The 21,734-nt window shown below is 36.0% G+C and carries 27 protein-coding genes; 26 read left to right on the top strand and 1 reads right to left on the bottom strand.

Annotated elements, in window-relative coordinates; genetic code table 11:
- The first annotated feature begins 1,327 nt into the window (after nt 1-1,327).
- The 26 genes from BLL41_RS21105 (at nt 1,328) to BLL41_RS20980 (ending at nt 20,327) form a co-directional block, all read left to right on the top strand.
- Nucleotides 1,328-1,513 carry a YonK family protein gene (locus BLL41_RS21105; RefSeq protein WP_019712268.1) on the top strand — a complete coding sequence of 62 codons (186 nt, stop codon included), beginning with the start codon at nt 1,328-1,330 and terminating at the stop codon, nt 1,511-1,513.
- 11 nt (nt 1,514-1,524) lie between these two features.
- Entirely contained in the window at nt 1,525-2,724 is a 1,200-nt protein-coding gene (locus BLL41_RS21100) for a metallophosphoesterase family protein (protein WP_071579310.1), read from the top strand.
- Nucleotides 2,725-2,932: 208 nt separating this feature from the next.
- Nucleotides 2,933-3,457 carry a hypothetical protein gene (locus BLL41_RS21095; protein ID WP_071579309.1) on the top strand — a complete coding sequence of 175 codons (525 nt, stop codon included), beginning with the start codon at nt 2,933-2,935 and terminating at the stop codon, nt 3,455-3,457.
- Nucleotides 3,458-3,562: 105 nt separating this feature from the next.
- Complete coding sequence (locus tag BLL41_RS21090) at nt 3,563-4,483, top strand: hypothetical protein (RefSeq protein WP_061187726.1); 921 nt, start codon at nt 3,563-3,565, stop codon at nt 4,481-4,483.
- Nucleotides 4,470-6,239 carry a terminase large subunit domain-containing protein gene (locus BLL41_RS21085; protein ID WP_071579308.1) on the top strand — a complete coding sequence of 590 codons (1,770 nt, stop codon included), beginning with the start codon at nt 4,470-4,472 and terminating at the stop codon, nt 6,237-6,239. The genes BLL41_RS21090 and BLL41_RS21085 overlap by 14 nt, the downstream gene beginning before the upstream one ends.
- Nucleotides 6,240-6,256: 17 nt before the next feature.
- The gene (locus BLL41_RS21080) at nt 6,257-7,777 is read left to right on the top strand and encodes a hypothetical protein (protein ID WP_071579307.1); all 1,521 of its coding nucleotides are present in this window, start codon (nt 6,257-6,259) and stop codon (nt 7,775-7,777) included.
- Nucleotides 7,778-7,807: 30 nt separating this feature from the next.
- Complete coding sequence (locus BLL41_RS21075; protein WP_071579306.1) at nt 7,808-9,253, top strand: coiled-coil domain-containing protein; 1,446 nt, start codon at nt 7,808-7,810, stop codon at nt 9,251-9,253.
- A 24-nt stretch (nt 9,254-9,277) separates the two neighbouring features.
- Entirely contained in the window at nt 9,278-9,814 is a 537-nt protein-coding gene (locus BLL41_RS21070; protein ID WP_010328108.1) for a hypothetical protein, read from the top strand.
- A 38-nt stretch (nt 9,815-9,852) separates the two neighbouring features.
- The gene (locus tag BLL41_RS21065; RefSeq protein ID WP_071579305.1) at nt 9,853-10,869 is read left to right on the top strand and encodes a hypothetical protein; all 1,017 of its coding nucleotides are present in this window, start codon (nt 9,853-9,855) and stop codon (nt 10,867-10,869) included.
- A 35-nt stretch (nt 10,870-10,904) separates the two neighbouring features.
- Entirely contained in the window at nt 10,905-11,375 is a 471-nt protein-coding gene (locus BLL41_RS21060; RefSeq protein WP_071579304.1) for a hypothetical protein, read from the top strand.
- A 14-nt stretch (nt 11,376-11,389) separates the two neighbouring features.
- Entirely contained in the window at nt 11,390-11,785 is a 396-nt protein-coding gene (locus BLL41_RS21055) for a hypothetical protein (protein WP_071579303.1), read from the top strand.
- Nucleotides 11,782-12,036 carry a hypothetical protein gene (locus BLL41_RS21050; RefSeq protein ID WP_071579302.1) on the top strand — a complete coding sequence of 85 codons (255 nt, stop codon included), beginning with the start codon at nt 11,782-11,784 and terminating at the stop codon, nt 12,034-12,036. The genes BLL41_RS21055 and BLL41_RS21050 overlap by 4 nt, the downstream gene beginning before the upstream one ends.
- A complete protein-coding gene (locus BLL41_RS21045; RefSeq protein WP_071579301.1) occupies nt 12,020-12,670 on the top strand; it encodes a hypothetical protein in 651 nt (216 codons plus the stop codon). The genes BLL41_RS21050 and BLL41_RS21045 overlap by 17 nt, the downstream gene beginning before the upstream one ends.
- On the top strand, nt 12,667-13,173 hold the full coding sequence (locus BLL41_RS21040) for a hypothetical protein (RefSeq protein WP_071579300.1): 507 nt from the start codon (nt 12,667-12,669) through the stop codon (nt 13,171-13,173). The genes BLL41_RS21045 and BLL41_RS21040 overlap by 4 nt, the downstream gene beginning before the upstream one ends.
- A complete protein-coding gene (locus BLL41_RS21035; protein WP_071579299.1) occupies nt 13,170-13,898 on the top strand; it encodes a hypothetical protein in 729 nt (242 codons plus the stop codon). Before BLL41_RS21040 ends, BLL41_RS21035 begins: the two co-directional genes overlap by 4 nt.
- Nucleotides 13,899-13,933: 35 nt before the next feature.
- The gene (locus tag BLL41_RS21030; protein WP_071579298.1) at nt 13,934-14,728 is read left to right on the top strand and encodes a hypothetical protein; all 795 of its coding nucleotides are present in this window, start codon (nt 13,934-13,936) and stop codon (nt 14,726-14,728) included.
- A 17-nt stretch (nt 14,729-14,745) separates the two neighbouring features.
- Entirely contained in the window at nt 14,746-15,357 is a 612-nt protein-coding gene (locus tag BLL41_RS21025) for a hypothetical protein (RefSeq protein WP_083428092.1), read from the top strand.
- Nucleotides 15,357-15,584: a hypothetical protein gene (locus BLL41_RS21020; RefSeq protein ID WP_071579296.1), complete on the top strand. Its 228-nt coding sequence runs from the start codon at nt 15,357-15,359 to the stop codon at nt 15,582-15,584. The genes BLL41_RS21025 and BLL41_RS21020 overlap by 1 nt, the downstream gene beginning before the upstream one ends.
- Before the next feature lie 63 nt (nt 15,585-15,647).
- On the top strand, nt 15,648-16,004 hold the full coding sequence (locus BLL41_RS21015; protein ID WP_071579295.1) for a hypothetical protein: 357 nt from the start codon (nt 15,648-15,650) through the stop codon (nt 16,002-16,004).
- Between the two features lies 1 nt (nt 16,005).
- On the top strand, nt 16,006-17,223 hold the full coding sequence (locus BLL41_RS21010; RefSeq protein ID WP_071579294.1) for a hypothetical protein: 1,218 nt from the start codon (nt 16,006-16,008) through the stop codon (nt 17,221-17,223).
- Nucleotides 17,224-17,233: 10 nt separating this feature from the next.
- Nucleotides 17,234-17,584 (top strand): hypothetical protein, encoded by a 351-nt coding sequence (locus BLL41_RS21005; RefSeq protein ID WP_071579293.1) that lies wholly within the window; start codon nt 17,234-17,236, stop codon nt 17,582-17,584.
- On the top strand, nt 17,581-17,772 hold the full coding sequence (locus BLL41_RS21000; protein WP_003230945.1) for an XkdX family protein: 192 nt from the start codon (nt 17,581-17,583) through the stop codon (nt 17,770-17,772). The genes BLL41_RS21005 and BLL41_RS21000 overlap by 4 nt, the downstream gene beginning before the upstream one ends.
- A gap of 51 nt (nt 17,773-17,823) precedes the next feature.
- Nucleotides 17,824-18,312: a hypothetical protein gene (locus BLL41_RS20995; RefSeq protein ID WP_017696885.1), complete on the top strand. Its 489-nt coding sequence runs from the start codon at nt 17,824-17,826 to the stop codon at nt 18,310-18,312.
- Nucleotides 18,312-18,731, top strand: coding sequence for a hypothetical protein (locus BLL41_RS20990; RefSeq protein WP_026113701.1), 420 nt, complete (start codon nt 18,312-18,314; stop codon nt 18,729-18,731). Before BLL41_RS20995 ends, BLL41_RS20990 begins: the two co-directional genes overlap by 1 nt.
- Before the next feature lie 13 nt (nt 18,732-18,744).
- The gene (locus BLL41_RS20985; RefSeq protein WP_071579292.1) at nt 18,745-19,746 is read left to right on the top strand and encodes a tyrosine-type recombinase/integrase; all 1,002 of its coding nucleotides are present in this window, start codon (nt 18,745-18,747) and stop codon (nt 19,744-19,746) included.
- Between the two features lie 119 nt (nt 19,747-19,865).
- Complete coding sequence (locus BLL41_RS20980) at nt 19,866-20,327, top strand: hypothetical protein (protein ID WP_071579291.1); 462 nt, start codon at nt 19,866-19,868, stop codon at nt 20,325-20,327.
- A 367-nt stretch (nt 20,328-20,694) separates the two neighbouring features.
- Here BLL41_RS20980 and BLL41_RS20970 read toward each other — a convergent pair whose 3' ends face one another.
- On the bottom strand, nt 20,695-21,528 hold the full coding sequence (locus BLL41_RS20970) for a hypothetical protein (RefSeq protein ID WP_071579289.1): 834 nt from the start codon (nt 21,526-21,528) through the stop codon (nt 20,695-20,697).
- Nucleotides 21,529-21,734: the final 206 nt, after the last annotated feature.

Below are 21,734 nucleotides of genomic sequence, written 5' to 3'. Positions count from 1 at the left end.
ATCAGTTCTCGACTAATGTTCATTTATGAAGGTAAAGACTAATCTAAATGAATATTAGTGGAGATTCCTCTCCAGTGTGGACTAGCTTTTCTTGATTAAACAATATCTACTCCCTGTTTTCTGTATCATTCTGACACATAAAACTGCGGCTGGTCACTGCAGTTAGTCGGATAATAGTCATTTATGAGGGTGCGAGGTTAACTCGGATGTCTGTATCTTAAGGAGACAGGTAAATGGCTATTATCGGGCTAAACATGTCGGTAAGACCTTTGCTACTCAAGCTGTTTATGTAGGGTGAATCCCATCACAGTCTTACTATGGGTGACATGTAGCCTGAATATTAATTGCGGTGCACTGCTTCGGCTTGCACTTAGGTAAGGTAGATGTGTCTCCCTTCCCTTTAAATAATGCCCTTGTAAGCTCAGGTGCTTATTATGCGGTCATCAAAATTTCTTCCGGGTTAGCGAGTCTTCTATACTCGTAAAATAAGTGAAATGGTTTTTGGGCGCTTGATCACCGCTCCCATTTCATTGAAAAGGATTATTTTCGGTCTTGCCTTTTCATTTTCACTTAGCAACATATTCACTATTTATTCGCTACCTCTCCTTCAATGTTCTGAATGGCGACTTACCTTTTCCATGCACATACCTCCTTACACGGGTCAGAGAAAACTGTGCAAAATAAATGGCGAGCGTTTGAGACGCTTTGTTTCTCAATAAGGCGTGTAACCCGACAAGAGAGACTGAAAATGCCATTGAGAAGGCTTATAATGGGTCTTTCCTTCTCAAATTATTTTTCCCTTGTATTTTTGTTGTCATAATTCATCTGCCATGTTCAGAAGCAAGAATCAGGTTTTCGCACAGCGATTACCGGTTTATATGCTCATGTACCATGATGTACAAGGAGTTCCTGAAGACGTTATTGGCGTCTTTTGATATTTCGACTTACTTATAGTTTGTCGACTGCAAAGGTTTCAATCGCTGAACCCGTAATCAGCGTAATCCCTGTCGATCTGAAGGCTTGCGTCCCAACGTGAGCTACTGACGTAGGTGAAACGGGGTTAGAATGTAATCAGAACAAGGTCATCTAAATCGTTAGAAGGCCTTTTTGTGCTTGCGTTTTACTTTACCGATCAGCCGGAATGTGCTTACGAGCCTTCCGGTACGCAAGTTATCAATAATCTCCTTCGGGCGTTTCCCCAACGCCTATCCGACTTATCTTTCATCTCCTTTATATCCCCTTCTCGGACGTTACCGATGCTTCGGATCATCGGGCTTCCGAAGGAGCTTATTGTACGTAAATAAAACACATATTGGAGGAATTTAATTTGGCTAAGAAAGTTCATACAGTAAATTTAAAAGGTAATTATACTTACATTGATGGAATTATTGAAGAAGAAACAAAAACAGACATCGAGCGTTATGATCTGAATTCAATTTTAAAATCATTTGATGGTCGGAAAGTGAAAATTTCTATTACCGAGGAAGATGAACTTCCACAAATCAATGAGTAGGTGGTGACTGAATGACAGCTATTTTAGATACTGTTTTACAACGAGAAAAAGACGAATCATTTACCGATTATCATATTAGACTTTTCAAAAACAAAGACACTTATCGCATTGACACAAAGACAATTGCCGCTCTTTTAAACAAAGATCAAGGTACAAATTATGATGAGAGTAAATGGCGCAAAGATTTTAAGCAATATGAACGTTGGAATGATTACATAATGTCCAAGAATTTGGATGAAGAAATTCTTAAGAAATATGAGGAAGTGCGACTGCAATCTGAAAAAGAAAAGATTAGAACTCGTGACCAAAAAAGAGAATATAGAAAAAGTATAGCGAATCAAGCTCGCTTTGAGAAAATCAAGGATGACGTAGTCCAAGCTATTGTTAATTTAGAATCCAAAAGACCTCTACATTTCACTTTCCCCCTCCCTGCTGCAGCTGAAAAGCATGGGCTTGCTTTATTCAGTGACTGGCACTTCGGAATGGAAATCGATAACCGCATCAATAAGTTCAATAAAGAAATATTCAATGAACGAGTAGAGCATCTCACAAACAAAGTAATTGAGTATGGAAAGATGAATCATGTCTCCACATTACATGTTGCAAATCTAGGCGATTTAATTGGAGGGCTTATTCATGTGTCTACAAGAGTTCAGGCCAATGAAGATGCTGTAGAACAAATTAAATATGTATCAGAAACGCTTGCTGAGGTGTTAGCTATGTTGGCAAGTGAGTTTCAAGAGGTTAAGTTTTACAACGTGGCAGGCAATCACGGTCGCCTCTCCCCTTCTAAAAATGATGTAGGGATTAAAGAAAACTTTGAATACCTTATTAATTGGTATCTTGAAGCCAGATTAAGAGATATTAATAACATTTCCATTGAACCGGAACAAGATGGTTTTATCCCCGCTAAAATCAACAATCAAGAAGTCGTGTTTGTCCACGGTCACTATGATCGTGTTGATCAATGCGTAACCCGCCTACCTCAATTACTTGGCTATATCCCTTCTTACATATTCGGTGGTCATATTCATCATAACTATGAAAAAGAATATGGCAGCACAACAGTTGTTGTAAATGGAGCGCTTGTTGGCGCTGATGATTATGCGATGCAAGGTCGCTTTGGTACGAAACCGTCTCAAAAGTTTATGGTCTTTGATGATAATGGTATTGAGGCTACTTACATTATTCGCTTTAAAAATGAAAAGTAAAGGGATGAGTCTATGTCTGCCAATGAATTTATAGGAATATTAGCAGAACAGTGGGACAACCTGTCCACTGAAAGCAAGAACACTCTAGTAAATATAATTGTTAATTGATATAAAACTTTAATTTTATTTAGATTGGAGTCACATTAATAGCTGACTACAAAAAGGTTTTTTAAAGTAATACAAAAAACGATTGAGGATGAAGAAGAAAATGACGAATGAAGACTTTAAATATCTGAATAAGCACTTAGAAACTCTCTCAGAGTTAAAACAGTCTGGTTACAGATGTGATTCTGAGATTAAGCGAGTATTAGAAGCTATTCATTTAACTATTTTTGGAGATAAAATCGAACCACCATTCAAACGAATGAAAGTTGTTTTTAATGACGTTGATAAATCACTACAAGAAAAGTTCCATAAAAATGCACCTAAGGTTCTTCTGGTAAATGATTCTCAGAGAGGTAAAGGCAAAACAACTCTTCTTCTTAGGTTATCACAAGAGAATAATATCCCTTTACTTGTAGGTGCTCATAAAGAGATTTATAAAGACTTGGCTAAAGAAAAAGGAATTAGTTGTACTATTATCTCAGCCAATTATTTAGAAGGTAATCATTTCCCAAATGGCGTTTATATTGACTGTACTGTTACTAAAGATCAACTCAAAACAATTAAAAAATTAGGAATTGAGATCAAAGGAGGATTTCATCACGATGAAGTCCTCTCTTCTTTAGTTTAAACACCTTTTTAGAACGCCCAGGATGATTGCGGTACTCCCCTTCCGCTCTATTACTGGGCGTTTTATAAAACGTGTTTACATCAACTAACTTTATGGAGGTGAAATATGGCTATAGAAAAAATCAAATGCTCATGCTGCGGCAAAGAGCAAAATGCCAATCAGTATTATATATCGGAATCTCCTTTCAATTCTGCAACCGGCAAGCTGTCAGTGTGTAAAAGCTGTCTTCAAAATGAATTCCAAAAAGACAAAGATAACTTAAAGAATGTGCAAAACATCTTGAGAATGATTGACCGTCCATTTGTTTACGACTTGTGGGTTTCTGCTGTTAATGAATCAGAGTCTAAAAAAAAATCTGCTGGAAATGTGTTAGGTACGTATATGAAAAATATCGGAATGAAAGACTACAAGTCAAAAACTTGGGCAGACAGTGAATTTGACTTTGAAGAAGAACAGGAATACACAACACAGCTATTATTAGCTAAAAGTACAGAGGATATATCTAAGGAAGACATAGATGAATTGATGCAATTCTGGGGGCGTGGTCTTGATGTTGAAGATTACATTTGGCTTCAGAATGAGTACATTGACTTCACGAATAGGTATGAATGTGACTCTAAAGGGATGGAACTTCTTATAAATGAAATATGTTTGACTCGGCTAGATATCCGCAAACGGCGTGAAAATGGTGAAAAAGTCGATCAGCAACAAAAAACTCTCCAAGATTTACTTGGCTCAAGTAATTTAAAACCAGTTCAAGAAACTGGAGCAAGTGGAGTTGAACAAGAGTCTTTTGGCACTCTGATCAAAAAATATGAGAATGAGAGACCTATTCCTGAGCCAGAGCCTAGGTGGAAAGATCCTGATAAAATTGGGAAATACATCAAGGTATTTTTCCTTGGGCATCTGTCCCGAATGCTTGGTTTGAAAAATCAATATTCAGAGGAATATTGGGAAGAAATGAATAAGCACACTGTTGAAGAACCTGTTGCAGAAGAAGAGGATCGAGAAAATGACCTCACATAAAAATTTCACAACAGATCGCAACAAGCACAGCCGAGGAATCAATATCTTTAAAAAGGGTAACAACTTTAAGAAGAAATCAAAATCCGAACGATTAATGGATGGTATCGGCGCATGGACTTCCTTCTATAGAGCAAATCCACATCGCTTTGTAAAAGAATACTTGGGTATTACACTTAAATTGTTTCAATGTATTTTAATTTACATGATGGTACATAACCATTATTTTATGTACCTGGCCAGTCGTGGGCAGGGTAAAACTTGGTTAACCTCTGTATACTGCTGTGTGCAAGCCATACTCTTCCCAGGTACTAAAATAGTTATCGCATCGGGCACAAAGGGACAAGCTCGTGAAGTCATAGAGAAAATTGATGACTTACGCAAAGAATCGCTCAATTTAAGGCGAGAAATAGAAGATTTAAAAACCTCAACGAATGATGCCAAAGTTGAATTTCATAATGGCAGCTGGATTAAAATCGTAGCCTCAAATGACGGCGCACGTTCCAAACGTGCAAACCTCCTTATTGTAGATGAATTCAGAATGGTTGATTTTGAAATCATCAGTAAAGTACTCCGAAAATTCCTAACAGCTCCCCGTTCTCCTAAATATCTTGAAAAAGAAGAATACGCTCATCTAAAAGAACGAAACAAAGAAATTTACTTATCATCCTGCTGGTATAAGGTTCATTGGTCATTTAACAGATTCATAACTTACTACAATGCCATGATGAAAGGGTCAAAATACTTTGTGTGCGGTCTCCCTTATCAGATCGCAATAAAGGAAGGCCTTTTGGATAAAGATCAGGTTAGAGATGAAATGGCTGAAGAAGACTTCGATCCTATTGGTTGGTCTATGGAAATGGAAGCTCTCTGGTTTGGTGAATCTGAAAAAGCTTATTTTAAATTCGAAGACATTGAAAAGAACCGCAAGCTTGCTTCTCCCCTCTTCCCTCCTGACTATTATAGTCTGATCAAGGATTCCAACTTCAAATATGAAGGCAAGAAACCAGGAGAAATCAGACTGGTAAGCAACGATATCGCTGGAATGGCGGGTAAGGATAATGACGCCAGTGTTTACACTGTATTCAGACTGATCCCAAACTCCAATGGGTATGATCGTCATATTGTATACATGGAAAGCATCGTAGGCGGTCACACAGGAACTCAAGCAACAAGAATTCGACAAATATACGAAGATTATGATTGTGATTATATTGTATTGGATACTCAGAGTATCGGACTAGGTGTATATGATGCATTATGCCAGCCTTTATATGATAAAGAACGTGCAAAAGAATATGATCCATTTTCATGTATAAACGATGAAAGAATGGCTGAGCGTTGTACTTATCAAAATGCCGCAAAAGTAATTTATAGCATTAAAGGTAATGCACAATTGAATAGTGAAATTGCTGTATTACTCAAAGATGGATTCAAACGAGGAAAAATCAAAATTCCTATCAACGAAAATGAAGGAAAAGAATATCTAAAAAGATTTAAAGGCTATGAAGGGCTATCTCCTGAAGTTAAAGGAAAATTCCTTTCAAGCTATGCTCAGATTACCCTTCTGATAAATGAAATGATCAACTTAGAAGCTGAATACAGCGATAACGGACAAGTTAAGCTTAAAGAGCCAAAGAGCAAACGAAAAGACAGATATAGCTCAGTGGCTTATGGCAACTACATTGCCACTGTATTAGAAAGGCAGTTAAACAAACAAACTGAATATGACGTTGAAGATGAACTAGTCTATTTTTAAAAGAAATGAGGTGAAACATGGTAACCTTAAATAAAGTTGACATTGAGTCTGAAGAGTATAAGCAAATGCTGAATGACTATTCAACTTATACTTCTACATTTGCTTCCGGCTTTATCTCAAATATGTTTTCCAATGGCATTGTTACGGAAGTTGAGGCCGAACAATTAAAGAATTATTTTTCTAACCCCGATGAATTTCAAGAAGAAATTGAAGACCTTGCTGAATATTTCTACATTTCGACTGCAGAGATTCACCAATTGTTTGAATTGATTGAAGCCCTCCCTACCCTCAACTATAAAATTGACTCCTTTAATAAAGTTAAGTCTTCAGATAAGCATATTTCCCTTTTGAATAAATCCTTACATAAGGTCAAACATAAAAGACTTACTAGAGATCTGTTAAAACAGGTAGCTACATCTGGCACTCTTGTGGGTATATGGCTTGGGGATGCTAAGAGCCCCTATCCGTTTATCTTTGATGAGATTAAATATGTGTTCCCCTCCTTTAGAAGAAATGGAGACTGGGTATGTGTACTTGACATGGAGATGTTCACTAAGTATAAAGATGATTACAGAAATGAATTGTTAAAAAGCCTCTCCCCTTATATTAAACAGAGCGATTATGAAAACTTTATGAAAGATCGAGAGAAATATCGATATAAGGAACTGCCGCAAGAAAGAACTTTTCCACTACGCACAGGAACTTTAAAAAGAAATCAAGGATTAGGAACATCTTGGGTTACCCCAGGTCTATATGATGTTCTCCATAAAAAGAAGCTTAAGGATGTTGAAAGATCCATCGCAAATAAAATTATTAACGCTGTTGCAGTTCTAACGATTGGAACAGATAAAGGTGATGGCGAATACACAAACATGAAGCTACCTAAAGCAGTTAAACAAAAAATTCATGGTGGAGTTAAAGCAGCTTTAGAAAAGAACCAAAAAGATGGAGTAACTGTAGTATCAATCCCTGACTTTGCTGATATCAACTTTCCTGATGTTAAAGCAGATGGATTAGATGGAGCAAAGTTTGACCATATCAATAGCGACATTCAATCTGCTTACGGCTTATCCGGCTCCCTTTTAAATGGTGATGGGGGTAACTACGCAACTTCGTCGTTAAACTTGGATACATTTTATAAGCGTATTGGAGTTTTAATGGAGGATATTGAGCAAGAGGTTTATCAAAAGTTATTCAACCTTGTTTTGCCTGTTGCCCAAAAAGACAACTACTATATGAATTACGATAAAGACAAGCCGCTCACTCTCAAAGAAAAAATGGATATCTTAATTAAATTAAACGATAAGGGCTGGTCTATTAAGCACGTAGTTGATAATTTGGCAGGAGTGTCTTGGGAAAGTTACCTTGAACAAACTCTATATGAAACTGAAGAGCTGAAACTCCAAGAAAAAATTAGACCTTATCAAACTTCATATACCTTCACTGGGAATGAAGCAGGTCGCCCAAATGAAGGAAATAAAAACAACGACAACACAGTGAAGTCAGCTACCTCCAACGGTAATGACAATCCTATTTAAAACTTCACTTTTGAAGGGAGGTGAAATTATTTGACAAAGAAGCAAAAGAAAAAACTATGCCAACTTCAATTGAATGAGATTAAAACATCAGATGATCCAACAAAGTTGTCATGTAGCTTTGTCATTTTTGATTTCGATGTCTCTCACAATAACGCAGTAATTTCTAAGGATGTTGCTCTTGAAGCAGCTTCAACAATTATTAATAAACCGATTGTTGCAAAATATTACGAGGTTGATGAATTAAATGAATTAAATACTTCTACAGATGCATTGGGAACTCATGAAGCTTATCTAGACACGGACAAGCACGGTGAACTTGAAGTAAAAAGAGATACTGTCCCAATTGGTGTCTTTACATCTGAGGGATACATGACTGAAATTGAAACCCCAGATGGTAAAAAAGAAGTATTGGCAGCAGATGCAATACTTTGGAGCTCCCGATTTAAAGATGCATGTGAACTTTTACTTGAATGGTATGGTCGGGGCATTAACATTAATACAAGTTGTGAGATCCTTTATTCAAATTACACTATGCAAGATGGCATTGAACACCTGCAGTCCCCCATCTATTTCGAAGGTCATGCAATTTTAAATTCAGAGAAACGTGGAGAGCATGACATTGTCCTCCCCGCTTATGATTCTTCCAAACTTCTTAGCTTTAATGAAATTCAACAATTTGAAAGATTAGTTGCTCAAGCAGCTATAAGACAAAATAATGAGGAAGGTGAAAAAATGAATAAGTTTAGAAAAGTGTTTGAATTGTCTCATTCTGACGTTCGAACGCTTCTTTATAACCAATTAGATCCAACCCTTGATAAGGAGTCAGCATCTTATATTACAGATGTATATGATACATATTTCATCGTAAACGTGTATAGCTGGTCAGATGAAAATAGCTATGACAAATACTTTAAGTTCAATTACACAAGAACAGGCGATACTGTTTCAATTGATTTTGACAGTAAAACCGAGGTATTCATGACGCGTAACTGGGAGGAAGTTGTTCCTGAACCTATTCAATCACAACTTAACCAGAAAGATGAACAGATTAAAGATTTAACGAAACAAGTAAACCAAATCAATAAGAATAAGGCAGATATTGAACAGCAATTCAACACTGCCAGTGAAAAGCTTGTGCAATTAAATTCTGAAGTTGAACAATTGAAGCCTTATAAAGAAAAACACGAGAAAACTTTATTAGAGCAAAAACTAAATGAGAAAAATGAATTCTATAAAGCCAAATTTGAAGCTTTAAATGCTGAGGATAAGTTCAGTACAGAAGAAGTACAAAACCTTATTCATGCTTCGGTTAAACAAGATGAAGAAGGAGAAAAAGCTGTATTACAACTTAACACAATGTTAGTTGACTTAGTTAGTGTTCCTGCTGAAACAAATACAAACATTAGAGAGTTTTCAAGTAAACGGGTAAATTTAATCCCTAAGGATGACTCTTTTGAATCACGCTTTTCACAATAAATTTTAAACTTGGAGGAATAAAATATGGCTACAAGATTACAAAAAGCCCTTACTGAAGTAGGTAATCATACTACTGGAAACTTAAATTCTTTAAAAATTAAAACAGTTGCTCACGGTGCAAAAGTAACTGGATCAGACATTGACAACTTTATGCTTGTTGAACTTGGATTTGATGCTGAAGGAAACCGTACAGCTTCGAAGCTATCAGATAAAACAAAAAAAGCATACTTAATTGCATCTCCTGAAGCACGCTATCTTGGTGAATCAATGAGAGACTTTTATAACGGCGTAGGAGAACATGCTCGTATTGTTATCCTTGAGCCAGCTTATACTCGTTTTGATGTATCTGCATTTTCATTTAATACAGGAGTGACTGAGGTTAAACAAGGTCAAGTAGCTCACTTTGATATCGCTACTCAAAAGTATATTCTCAGTGATCCTGCTTCACCTCATGAGGATTATGCTGATTCTTCTGCTAAGTTCCTCGTTGTAAATAATGAAGATGACCTTGTTTACACAATGGGTCAAAAGCTTGTTCGCCTTGAAGTAATCGAGGCCTAATACATAACAAATAAATTTCAATAAAAGGAGTATTATAAATGAAATTAGATACTGTGAAAATCAAAGGCTTATTTAGCCGTGTGTTAAATAACAAAATGGACGGTACAGATCAAGCTGATATCCAAACTTACATTAAGAAAGTGTTTGGTGATGGCGGTACTACACCTGATCCTTCCATGCTCCATCAATTTAATAACCTTGTCGTTGAACAAGCAGATGAAATTGCAAAACCAAAAGTAACTCAGCTCCTCTCCCTTTTGGCCAATGTCCAACAAGAGAAACGAGGCAATATTAAAGAAATTAAAATTCCGAAAAAGAATAAAGCGAAAGTCATTTGGTCTGCTACAGGCTCTGGTGTTGATTTAGTTCGTGTTGAAGGGCAAGAAACAGTTCCAGCTGTTCCAAAAACTATGTCAACAGGTTTTTATTATGAACCTCTAGATCTCGTAACAGACTCAATTGTGTACTTCAATAAATTAGTGAATGATATTGCAGATGCTAAAGTCCGTTTGTACCTCGATAAAATCCATCAATTAACTGCTAGCGCAATTACAGCTGGTAAAATCCCTGCAAAGAATGTTCAAACAGGCTCAAACCTAACTCTTCAACAATACAACAAAGTAGCTTCTGTGCTTCAACGGTATGGTGGAAAACCTATCTTCGTAGCTGACACTCTCCTCATTGATTACTTCGCATTCCAACAAGGAACAGACTCAACGTTTAAGAACTTCTTAACAGAAGAAGTTAAAGGAGAACTCCTTACTGCCTTGAATCCTGCTACAATCGGCAGAACAACTGCTGTCAACCTCACTAACCCATTTACTGATGATACAAATAGTAAAGTTGAACTTCCTGTCAACAAAGGCTATATGTTTGCGGGTGGTGTTTCTCAAAAACCATTTTCTGTTGTTGAGTATGGCGGACTGCGTCAATTGACAGAACAAGATATTGAAGATGAAAGAATCAAAATGAAAATTGTTCAAGATGCTTCTGTTAACCTTCTTTTTGGAGAAGCGATCGGAATTATTGAAGAACAAGCTGCAGTATCTATCTAAATCAAAATATGAGGATTTTTTAGGAGGATTTAAATTTGACTGAAAAAATTAAATTAGCACGCTACAGAAGTACATCTTATTTTGTAGGTTTCACTGGCGATGGAGGAAATAAACAATACACCTGGGCTGGAAGCAAAAATGGCAAGGTCGATATTAAAGAAGTTCCAAAAGAAGTTGTCGAGTGGCTTACAATGAATAGCGTTTGTTTCGATAAAGGTGAATTAGTTATTGTAGAAGACAATGAAACAACCCAAGAGATTAAAGACTCTATTGTTGAATCAGATGCTTATGAAAATAACATTCACACCAAAGAAGAAATTGAAAAGATGATTAAATCGGGTAATATTGCTCAACTAAAAAATAAGCTTGATAAAATCACAGTCGATTCTGAGAAGCAATTTATTATTGACGTTACTTCAGAATTTAGCGATGACATTGCTGCAGGCAAATTAAAAGTTTTGGCTGATTGGATGGGAGTCGCTGATCCTTCCCTTCTCTTTGATTAAGAGGAGGGATTTTTATGACATCTTATGATCAAATATGGGAAACCTTTTTAAACAACTGTGAGACATCCGATTTTGATGTTCCTCAAACTGAAGAACACATTTATCAATCAATTCGAAATGCAATTCTACATTTCAATAACAGGCTCAGAGACAATTTAAAGGCTGATGATTCAACAGAAACTGTAAATAGAGAATTATCTGAGGATGATCTTCTTATTCTTGCACACTTCTTGAGATACATCTTTTTGTTAAATAAAAAGACATTGTTTGAGAATACGTGGCAGCCATTTACTAATGACGTGGGGATCAAGAACTTTGGCACACAAATCAATTCCCTTAAACAAAGTGTGGCAGATCAGAAAAATGAAATCGAGCGTTTGATATTGAATGCTGCGGTGGATTATCTATGAGTACAATTAAAGTAAAATCACCAAATAAAGATGGACAAATAAAGCTTGAGGACTTAGATGTTTTTTGCAGTAAGCTGTGTAAGAGAAACAATTCAGTCCTCTTCAAATTGGAGAAATACCTTAATAAAAAGCTGCTAAGTGATCCTGAACTCACAGAAATTAGGGACACTATTTTAACAGTAAGTGGTGAATTAAACAGACTTAGTGATAACTTAGTAACAGACGGTGATTCAAATGAAGGACTACAGTAATTACCACAAAGTTAACATTAATAATAAACTTCTTCATGATGGTAAGCTTATTTTCCAACAAGGCCTTAAGGGGCTTGAATCTGAAAAAGTCACAATTGATGGTATTGAAAAAACAGTAATGATTACCTCTAAGTACTCTAGTGGCGACGGTTCTGCAAGATATATATTAGGTGAAATTGCTGACATTTATCGTGGCGGAGTTGTTAAGTTTAATGATGAAACATGGCTCGTCACCTCCCACCCTCTCAGTAATAAGATTTACAAAAAGGCTGAGATAAAAATATGCGGGACATCATTTTTCCTAACCTCAGAAGACAAGTTAATTGATACTGGCAAAATTAACGAGATCACCGGTAAGCCAATTTATGAAAAAGTGCCTGGTGAAAAAACGGAAGTCCCCTGCATATTCGAAAGGACAACTTCAATAAATGGCACTGAATTGGCTGTAAATCTTCCAGATGGTCAAGCAAACATTACAATTCCTTATCTTGTTCATGAAAAATTGAAAATTGGACTTACCCTCACCTTCTTTGGCGAAGATTATCAAGTCGATGATATAGACTATTCTAAAGTTTATGGAGACCATGGAACAATAAAACTGGTAGCCAAAAAGAAAGTTGGTGAAAAGACATGAGCATGACTGTTGAACAGATGACAAAAATCTTCAGATTAGTTATGGATGATGTTGAACTTAATCGGCTTCTGTATTATAAAAATGACCCTCTCTCCCCTTCTCATCCAGATGTTCAATCACTCGAAAATTATTATGACTCCACAAATGACTCACCCGCTATAATCAATACCATATTTAAGCGAGCACCTAAAACAGATGATCTATCAGATTCACCATTATGTAGAATGTGTGTTTATTTAGGGAATGCATTGCCTAAGCCGACAAACCAAAGTGCGATGCTTCTTGATCAAGACTTGATGATTGATGTTTTCACCCATATTAATACCTTTGAAGAAACCGAATTTAGAAATCTTAAGATTAATGACAGAATTAATAAGCTCTTGTTCAATCAGAATTTTGCTGGTATTGGTAAAACATACTCTTATAAAAGACTGTTAATTACTAATCCACCTGATGGTTACCTCGGATATAAATTAATATATACCTTCGGGGCGATGAAATGATTGATAGTGAATTCTTCATAACCGGTGAACCAATCCCTACTGAATTTGGAGATTGTCGATTTATTAAAGTTAAGGAATATGCATTTTTAACTCCGTACCTTAGCTGGTTTAAAATGTCTAAGAAAGAGATTATTTATACTTACAGCAAAAAGGAAAATAACCAATTTGGCCAATTAGACGGTCTTATCGCCGAACTTAAAAAACTGTCTCTATTTGAAATTACAAGTATCCTTCCGAATTTTAAAGAAGCATATGAAGTAATATTTAGCACAGTTTTTAATGGAGTTGAAATTTTAGAGAAACTTACACCGGAAAACTTCGAAGCCCTAAGAGAACTGGTCTTAAGAATGTCTTGTCTAAAAGAGGAAAAAATCAGCTCTAACCCAGAGATTCAGCGAGCTAACGAGCGTAGCAAAAGGGTGAAAAGTCAGGATTCAGATATGGTTGATATGGCAGACATCATGAGCAGTGTTGCTACTCACACTGGATATTTGTACAAAGATATAAATGAAATGACTCTGTTTCAGTTATACATGACTTACTACAGAGTTGGTCAATTCAAACAGTACGATACCTCCACTCTGTTTGCGACCGTTTCACCCGATGCAGCTAAACACATGGAAAGCTGGGGAAAACATATCGACTTATTTGAAGAAGAAAAACACTACATAAGTAGAGAAAGTTTCATGAAACAAACTAAAGGTTTTGGTAAAGGCAGCGCATAGCTGTCTTTTTTATTATTTAAGGAGGCAACAATTAGATGAAAACAGTTATTCAAGATACAGCTGACGTTTATTTCAAACGAAAATCTGACGGTAAGCTTGTATTCACAGCCGAGGCACAAACAGCATCATTCTCCCAAGCAATCTCTGAAGAAAAACTCAGAGGTGGGATCGGAAATAAACCGCTTTACATTCTTAAATCTGAGAAGGAAATTAACCTAACTGTCAAAAATGCTTTCTTTGATTTAGAATGGCTTGCAATGACACAGGGTGAAACAATTCAGGAAGAAACAAAAGTAAAGGTTTTCGATAGAGAACATGGATTGATTGTAGATGATACAAACAAAGTTACTCTAAAAGGAAAACCTGTAAGTGATGTAACTTTCTATAACAAAAAAGGTTTAACATATAAGATAGCTATTTCAACTGATGGTACATATACAATCCCAACAGCATTTGCTGCTGCTAAAGACAAACTAACAGCTGTGTATCAAATTGAAAAAGTCGGTAGACGTTTAGCCATTAAAGCCAGCAAGTTCTCAGAACGTTATGAAGTTGAATATCGCACCATTGCTTATAACCCTGATACAGAAGAAGTTTACAGTGACATCTATATCCAGTTCCCTAATGTTTCTCCTTCAGGGGAATTTGAAATGTCATTAGAAAATGGAAATGCTTTAGCACCTGAAATTAAGTTTGAAGCGTTAGCAGATACAGATACAGACGAAATGGCTGTAGTAATCGAAGCAAGTAGAGATGAAAATACCGCAGCTCCGGTTGAGGATACAACAGGTTCAACTCAAAGCTCAGATCTTGGCGGAACAACTGAATAATTAAGGAGGCGTTTATTATTGCTTTTTTAAACCAGGACGGTGATAAATACACCTCTGCAAAAGATGATGGGACAGGTAATCCCATAACTGCTGTATCAATTGAACGTTCCACTGTCCCTTTAGAGGTTGGTCTTAAAAATGACCAGCCTCTTAATGTTAATGTGGCCAATACATCACTTGATGTAAATATAACTAATACGGCTTCTGTCCCTGTTTTGGTTAAAAACACTGCAGCAATTAAAACCCAAGTTCAAAAATCCTATTCTGAATTTGTTGTTACTGATGCTGATACCGTAGCTACAGGTGCAACTAAGTCTTATACAGTTGATCTAATCGATTCACTTGGTGTTTTCAGAACTTACGGTGTTGCTATGTACACAACTCAAACAGACAGCTCAAACAGCAAAGTTTTAGCAAGCATTTATTCCGTACCGAAAAACATCCCATTTTATTCTGCAACTACATCAGGTAATGATAATTCTGTTTTATTCAACAGCATTGCTTTTGTTCAGAATTACCCTTTGCAAAAACAATTAACTTTCACTGCTCCAAAAATACATCTGACAGTTAAAGCAGCCGGTACAGTTGATCTAACTGGGTTAAAAATCGTTGTCTGGGGGATGGAATAATGACATTTGATGAAGTATGTCGTCTGTTCAAACAATTTGATGGTTTGGAACAAAAATTCCTATTGCTATCAGATGGTTCCTATATCAGTGCAGATGATTTCAAGCAACGCTTTGAAGGCGACTTCAATGAGTACGAACCTTTAAGTTCGCTGCAGTCATCCCCTTCTTCTACTCCAGCTTGGGAAGGTATATGGAATAAGCTACAAGAGGATGGGCTTTTTGAATAAGTCCTCCCCTCTTGTTTTTCTAGATAAAAGACAGTTTTTATTCAAATTAAGGAGGTGGAGTTGTTGACAGAAACGACTGAAAATGTCGTAATCACGATTCCAGACAAAACTTCATTTACATTTCACGAAGCCGCAACTTCCCCATCTGAAGGTGAAGAATTTGTAGTGGGTCATTTTCGGGAACTTACTGTTAAGATCTCTGGTTCCTCAACTTCACGAGAAATAAAGTTCTATGCAGTTGATGAAAATGGCGAAAAAACTGCACTTAGTGGTACTAACAAAACAGATTTCCAACTTGGGAGCAGTACTTTAAATACTAATGAGTATTGGGACTTCGAAATTGCTGGATTGTTTAAAGTTATGTTCGAAGTTGTTTCTGTTACAGGTGATGTGACTGTTAAAGGGATTGTGGTGAGTTAAGATGAGTAGCAGCAAATACGTTGGTCAACTCAAACAAAACAATATTCAGATCAACTCATTAAGGGAATCTAATGACAGAGCTGAAAAACATATGCATGAGCACGAACAAACTTTAACAGAAAAAACAAATTTATTTATGGAGTATCAACAGAATGAGCTTAAGAAACATACTGATGATAAGTCTAATCCTCATTTAGTTACCAAAGAGCAGGTTGGTTTGGGCAATGTTTTAAATAATGTCCAAGCAACTAAAGAGGAATTTGACGAGCACCTAAACAATACTCTCAACCCCCATTCTGTAACTAAAAGCCAAGTAGGTTTAGCAAATGTCTTGAATGAAAAACAAGCAACTAAAACTGAATTTGATCAACATGTTCAAAATACAATTATTCATATAACAGCCGCCGAAAGAACCACTTGGAATGCAGCTGAAAGTAATTCCAAAAAGTATACCGACGCACATTCTCAGAACACAAACAATCCTCATAAAGTAACTGCAATTCAGGTCGGGCTAGGAAACCTTACGAATGATAAACAAGCGACAAAATTAGAATTTGATGCACACACAAAAGATAATGAGCGCCATATCACCAATACCGAAAGAAACAAATGGAATTCGGCTCAATTAACAAAAATATCAGGCGACGATGGACAACCGCTAGTTTCTATAACGAGCGACTTTCATGCTGAACTTTTGAATTCTCCTACTTTAACATACTTCGGATATGATAAGGCTGCCTTAGAAGCACCTCCTAGTAACGGGCGGGGATTTTGGACATGTAGTGCTGATAAACTTTATGGTCAAGCTATTGTTCTAACTAATGATAATAAGACTTACAGAAAATCATTGATAAACGGAGCATGGTCAAGCTGGGAACGATTGATAAGTAGCAGTGAAATTGATAATGTGCCTTGGTTAAGCGTTACATATAAAAATGGCGCAAAGACTGGTTCTAGGCCACTTCTATATCGTAAAGTAGCTGGAACTTTACAGCTTAGTGGGCACGTTGTAACTAACCGAGATGTAGTATTTGCTTCTATTCCAACTGAATTTTCTCCAACGCAAGGTGCTGTTAAGTCTGTTGAAGTAAGTGGAACTTTTGGCAAAAGCAAATTATTTGTAAATCCTAATGGTGACCTTCAGCTAAGTGGGGTATCAGCTGACAACAGTGCTGCAATAACTGGTTACTACATAGATGTAGTTGTTCCGTTGAATTAGGAGGTAAGTCATGATACAAGTCTATAAATATGACGAAAATTTTATGTTTGTTGAACCCCTAGTTGTAACTGAAATTGACGAAAAGGGAGATTATATTTTCCCTGATAATTGCACTTCTGTTCCATTACCTGACTCTCCCTCCTATTACCTTCCACGATTTGATTTATCAAAACAAGTTTGGATAGAAACAGCCTCTCAAGAATACATAGACAGCCTCTCACCACCCCCTGAAGAACCTTCTGATGTGGAATTACTTGGGCAATCACTAGCTGAAGCCAGAATTTTAATTTTAAAACAAAATCGCCTAATCTTAAATTTACAAAATGAAGTTAAAAACTTGAAAGATGGGACAACAGCATGAACAATTTTTGGGTTATAGCTCTAAACAAAAACTGGGCAACTCTTGATCAGGTTAAAGAAGCCTATTATTACGATGATGTAACTAAGGAAGAACTCAAAGAAGGAGTAGACAATAACTTAATTACTCCTGAACAATATCAAGAAATTGTTGGGGAAGCCTATACTTCAGTTACTTTATCTACTGAATAAACAGATGAGCATGTTTTTGCTCAAAATGAGGATATTAAAGGAGGATATTAAATGGCATCAAAAAAGTTGAATTTAGGTTTAATTGAGGAAAGCATCAGTAAATATGACAAGAAAGAAAAAGTCACATTAACTGATGACGTTCATGTATTCATTTATCCATACTTCTCCCCTTCTCGATTAACAAAAATGTTAACAGGATTGATTTCAGATCCACAAGAAGCAAAAGAAGCAGGTATCAAATCCTTCAAGGATATAAATCAAGTTCACTGGGCATTCTTCTCACTAATCAAAGAATTTACAGATTTGGGTATTCCAAATGACATTAAAAATAAAGTCAAATGGTATCTTAAACTGGTAGACTCAGAGTATTTCCCTTTGATTATTAATAGTTTCCCTAAAGAAAGTCTAGAGAAGCTGGGAAAGGCCACTATGATGTTGCAACAAAACATAGATGAGTTATCAAAAAAATCTCAGGAAGAAGCAAATAATCTTATCCTTCAGAAGGTCGAAGAAATTGAAGGCAGCGCTGTCTCACAATGATGGCGAAAAATATAAAAGAAATTAAAGCAATGATTGAGAAAGCTGCCATTCAGTCTATACATAAGTCTTCCTCCAATGTTAAACAAGTCATGATGAAAACTGGCCAAGATCATGTTGAAGAGGATGTTTATGGCGCCTATAGCCCCCTACTCTATGAACGCACAGGAAACCTTAAAGGCGCTTTTACAACTAATAATGAAAGTAACGGTATCTCATTAGACAATATTAGAGAAGATGATGGAAAAGACATTGCTTCAGTTATTGAAACCGGGCAGGGGTATACATACCCTGATTCATATGGATATGGATACGGTAAACCTCGTCCTTTTATGAAGAATACCTCTGAGACCTTAAGAGATGGACGATTAAATACAGCGTTAAAAAAAGATTTAAAATCAGATGGTATTAAAACAGACTAATGGTGGTGAATTAATGACCAAACCAATTGAAAAGAATATGCTCAGATCTCGAGCAATAAAACTCCCCGAGATCACGGAGTCAATGTGGGAGCAAGTAGATGAAGAACACAGAAGCTTGGTTCAAGAGTTTTTAGATGCTCACTCATTTAGAGATAAAACACGAAAACAGTATTACTCCTCCCTCCGCCAATTCTTTTGGTGGGTACATACCTCTCTTAACGGCAAAAAACTTTATAAGATCTCAAAGCGTGATTTCATTAGGTATCAAAGTTTCTTAAAAAATCGTGGAATGTCATCCAGTGGGATTGCATTAAAAAAAGCCGGTGTATCATCATTAAATAATTACATTGAAAATGTTGTTGCAGAAGATGATGAGAATTATGAGAAATTCAGAAACTTCACACGTGGACTCCCGGCTACTCCAAAAACCACAACATATGAAAAAGTAAAAGTTACATATGATGAATATAAACTAATGATGGACGCCCTAAAAGAGGATGAAAATTATTTGGGGATGGCATGGCTTGCCACTGCCTTTAATGTCGGCGGACGAAGAGCAGAGCTCATACAGTTAAAAACAGAAATATTAGATTACCCTATTCCAGAGGGGCAGTCATATGTAATGAGTCATAAGGTATTCGGAAAAGGTAAAGGTGAAGGAAAACCACTTGAGTACATGATTAACACAGAAGCATTGGAGTACCTTCGATTGTGGCATGAAAAACGCGGTTATGATCATGAATACCTCTTCACTACTCAGTATGGTGGAGAGCCTAAACAGATGTCAGAGTCTTGGGCTGATTATTTTTGCTCGGACGTTTTATCAGACATTCTTGGCCGGCGTATTAACCCTCACCTCTTCAAAGCTTCATGCATCACTTATCTCCTAGAAGTTAAGAAAATCAAAATTGAATTGATAAGCAAATATGTAGCTCATCATGAAGATGTCTCAACAACAATCAAACATTATGATTTACGGGATTTTGAAGAAGAAAAGAATCAAATATTTGTTTAGTTAAAATCCCTCTTTTATGCAGAATCAAGATTCCTCATCTGAGGGATTTTGCTTAAGTATAAAAGATTGTTAAAATTTCCCCATTTTAGTCGATAATCACTTTGAGGTGATTAATGATAATGTGGCCATTTAAGAAAAAAATCGAGATAAAGTATAAAGATGTTAAAGAATGGACCAAAGAAGACGCTAAACACTTTTTCTTAACTTCATCTGAAGAGCAATTTCATCAGTTTATAGAATCGAATTTTTCAATAAAGTCCGAAGGGAATTCTATTGATATGTTAGATCTTTTAAGAAGTCTTGACAATGACGGTTTATTTTATGGCATTGCAAAAGCAACAAAAGTCGAATCACAATTTGATCACTCAAAATACTTTGCAGCAATTGTTGCTTTAATTGCACTTTCAGCAAAGTTTTATTTAGAGGTTAACTTCTGGTGGGCTTTCATTGTAACAACATTAATAATATTAGTATTGTTGAAAATGATAGCTAGGGAAACACGTAGACGAATTAGCGCCGTTTATTTAAAGAGTCTGCTTGAACAGGTTAAAGATGAGAATGTTAAAGGAAAGGCATCTTAACTGATGTCTTTTTTATTCATAGTGAATCTTTTACCACTCTTCTAAAAAATAAAATTAAAGGAGTGTCAGGATGTATTGAATATAAACACTACATAAAATAAGAAAGAGGAATGCATTAAGCGTTCCTCTTCATTTGGTTGAATTCTGTTGCTAATTCGCTATGGGCCTTTTACTTTTGAATAATCGTACGATAAAGGTGAACGCCGATGAACAAATCAAGCTAACCAACAACAAATTCAAAATTGAAATGACTTGTAATCCATCAGTGTTTAATTGAAATCCGAAAAACAAAGCAAAAAAGAGAAATGAAAATGCGAAGGTCTTAGAAAGAAAAAAATGTTTCATAATAAAATATCACCTCCTTTGTTTATTTTACGCTTGTTTTCTTATAAACTGTTCCTTTTTTATTGCCTGTTAAATAAACTTTGATATATTGATCTTGGACTACCAAGCCATAACCATTAATTTCGAGACCAAAGTGGAAATTTCCTCTTCCGTAAACCTCAGCGTAATTAGATCCTTTTTTATATGTGCTCTTTTGCCAGTTGGAAACTTGCCAGATGGACAAGAAGCCTCTTGTATACCAGGCATCATTTAACTTCGGTTTAACATCGGTACCATTATATTGGAAATACCCCTTTGTCTTAACTGTGAAAAGCTTCATATTTAAAAAGTTTTTGGCCGTATAGCTATGTGTGTATGTTTTTGTGTTTTTGTATTTTGCTGCTGCTATTTCAACATCGGATGAAGTTGGTGGTGTTTCTTCTTCGGTGGTAGACTCAATGAAGTAAACTGGAGTATTTGTGAATGTAACGGAGATGTTTTCGTTAAGTTTGTGTGTGGTGAATTGACCTATACCAACGTTTGATTGGATGTACTTATCAATATCAAGTTCTTTTTTTGTGTTGTCAACATTCGGTAATATTGTTTTGCTGTTAGTTTCAACATAATATTTTGTCAAAGCCTTTTCGGTGAATTCGTTTTTAGAATTGAACTGATCTACTGCATTTTCTAATTGTTCTTCATCTTGAGGATTAGAGATTTTTAGTGTAACTAAAAGCAAATCTTGATATTCTTGAATTGAATTGATCTCATTCTTTTCGCTTGCACTTGCTGTTTTACTTCCAGTGGCAAATGTGAAAGATGACAGAATTAACACGAAACCCAAAATAGAAAAAAGTGTTTTTTTAAATTTCCCCATAGTAACAGCTCCTTTTTTGATTGATAATAGAGCCTTCTATGTTGATTAAACCTGTTGTAGGCATTTTATAATATGTCCCTCCTTTCAATTAGAACCATAACATATAATCTATGTCCAATTCTATACATTTTAGCAATTTTAAGGTAATATTATTTACTCATAAGTGAATGACATCCAAAAATCGCAATAGGACATATAAACTATTC

Source organism: Bacillus sp. FMQ74 (genome assembly GCF_001875785.1).
GTDB classification, from domain to species: Bacteria; Bacillota; Bacilli; order Bacillales; family Bacillaceae; genus Bacillus; species Bacillus stercoris.
Note: the sequence above shows the minus strand (reverse complement) of the source record. Positions and strands in the feature narration are given on the sequence as shown.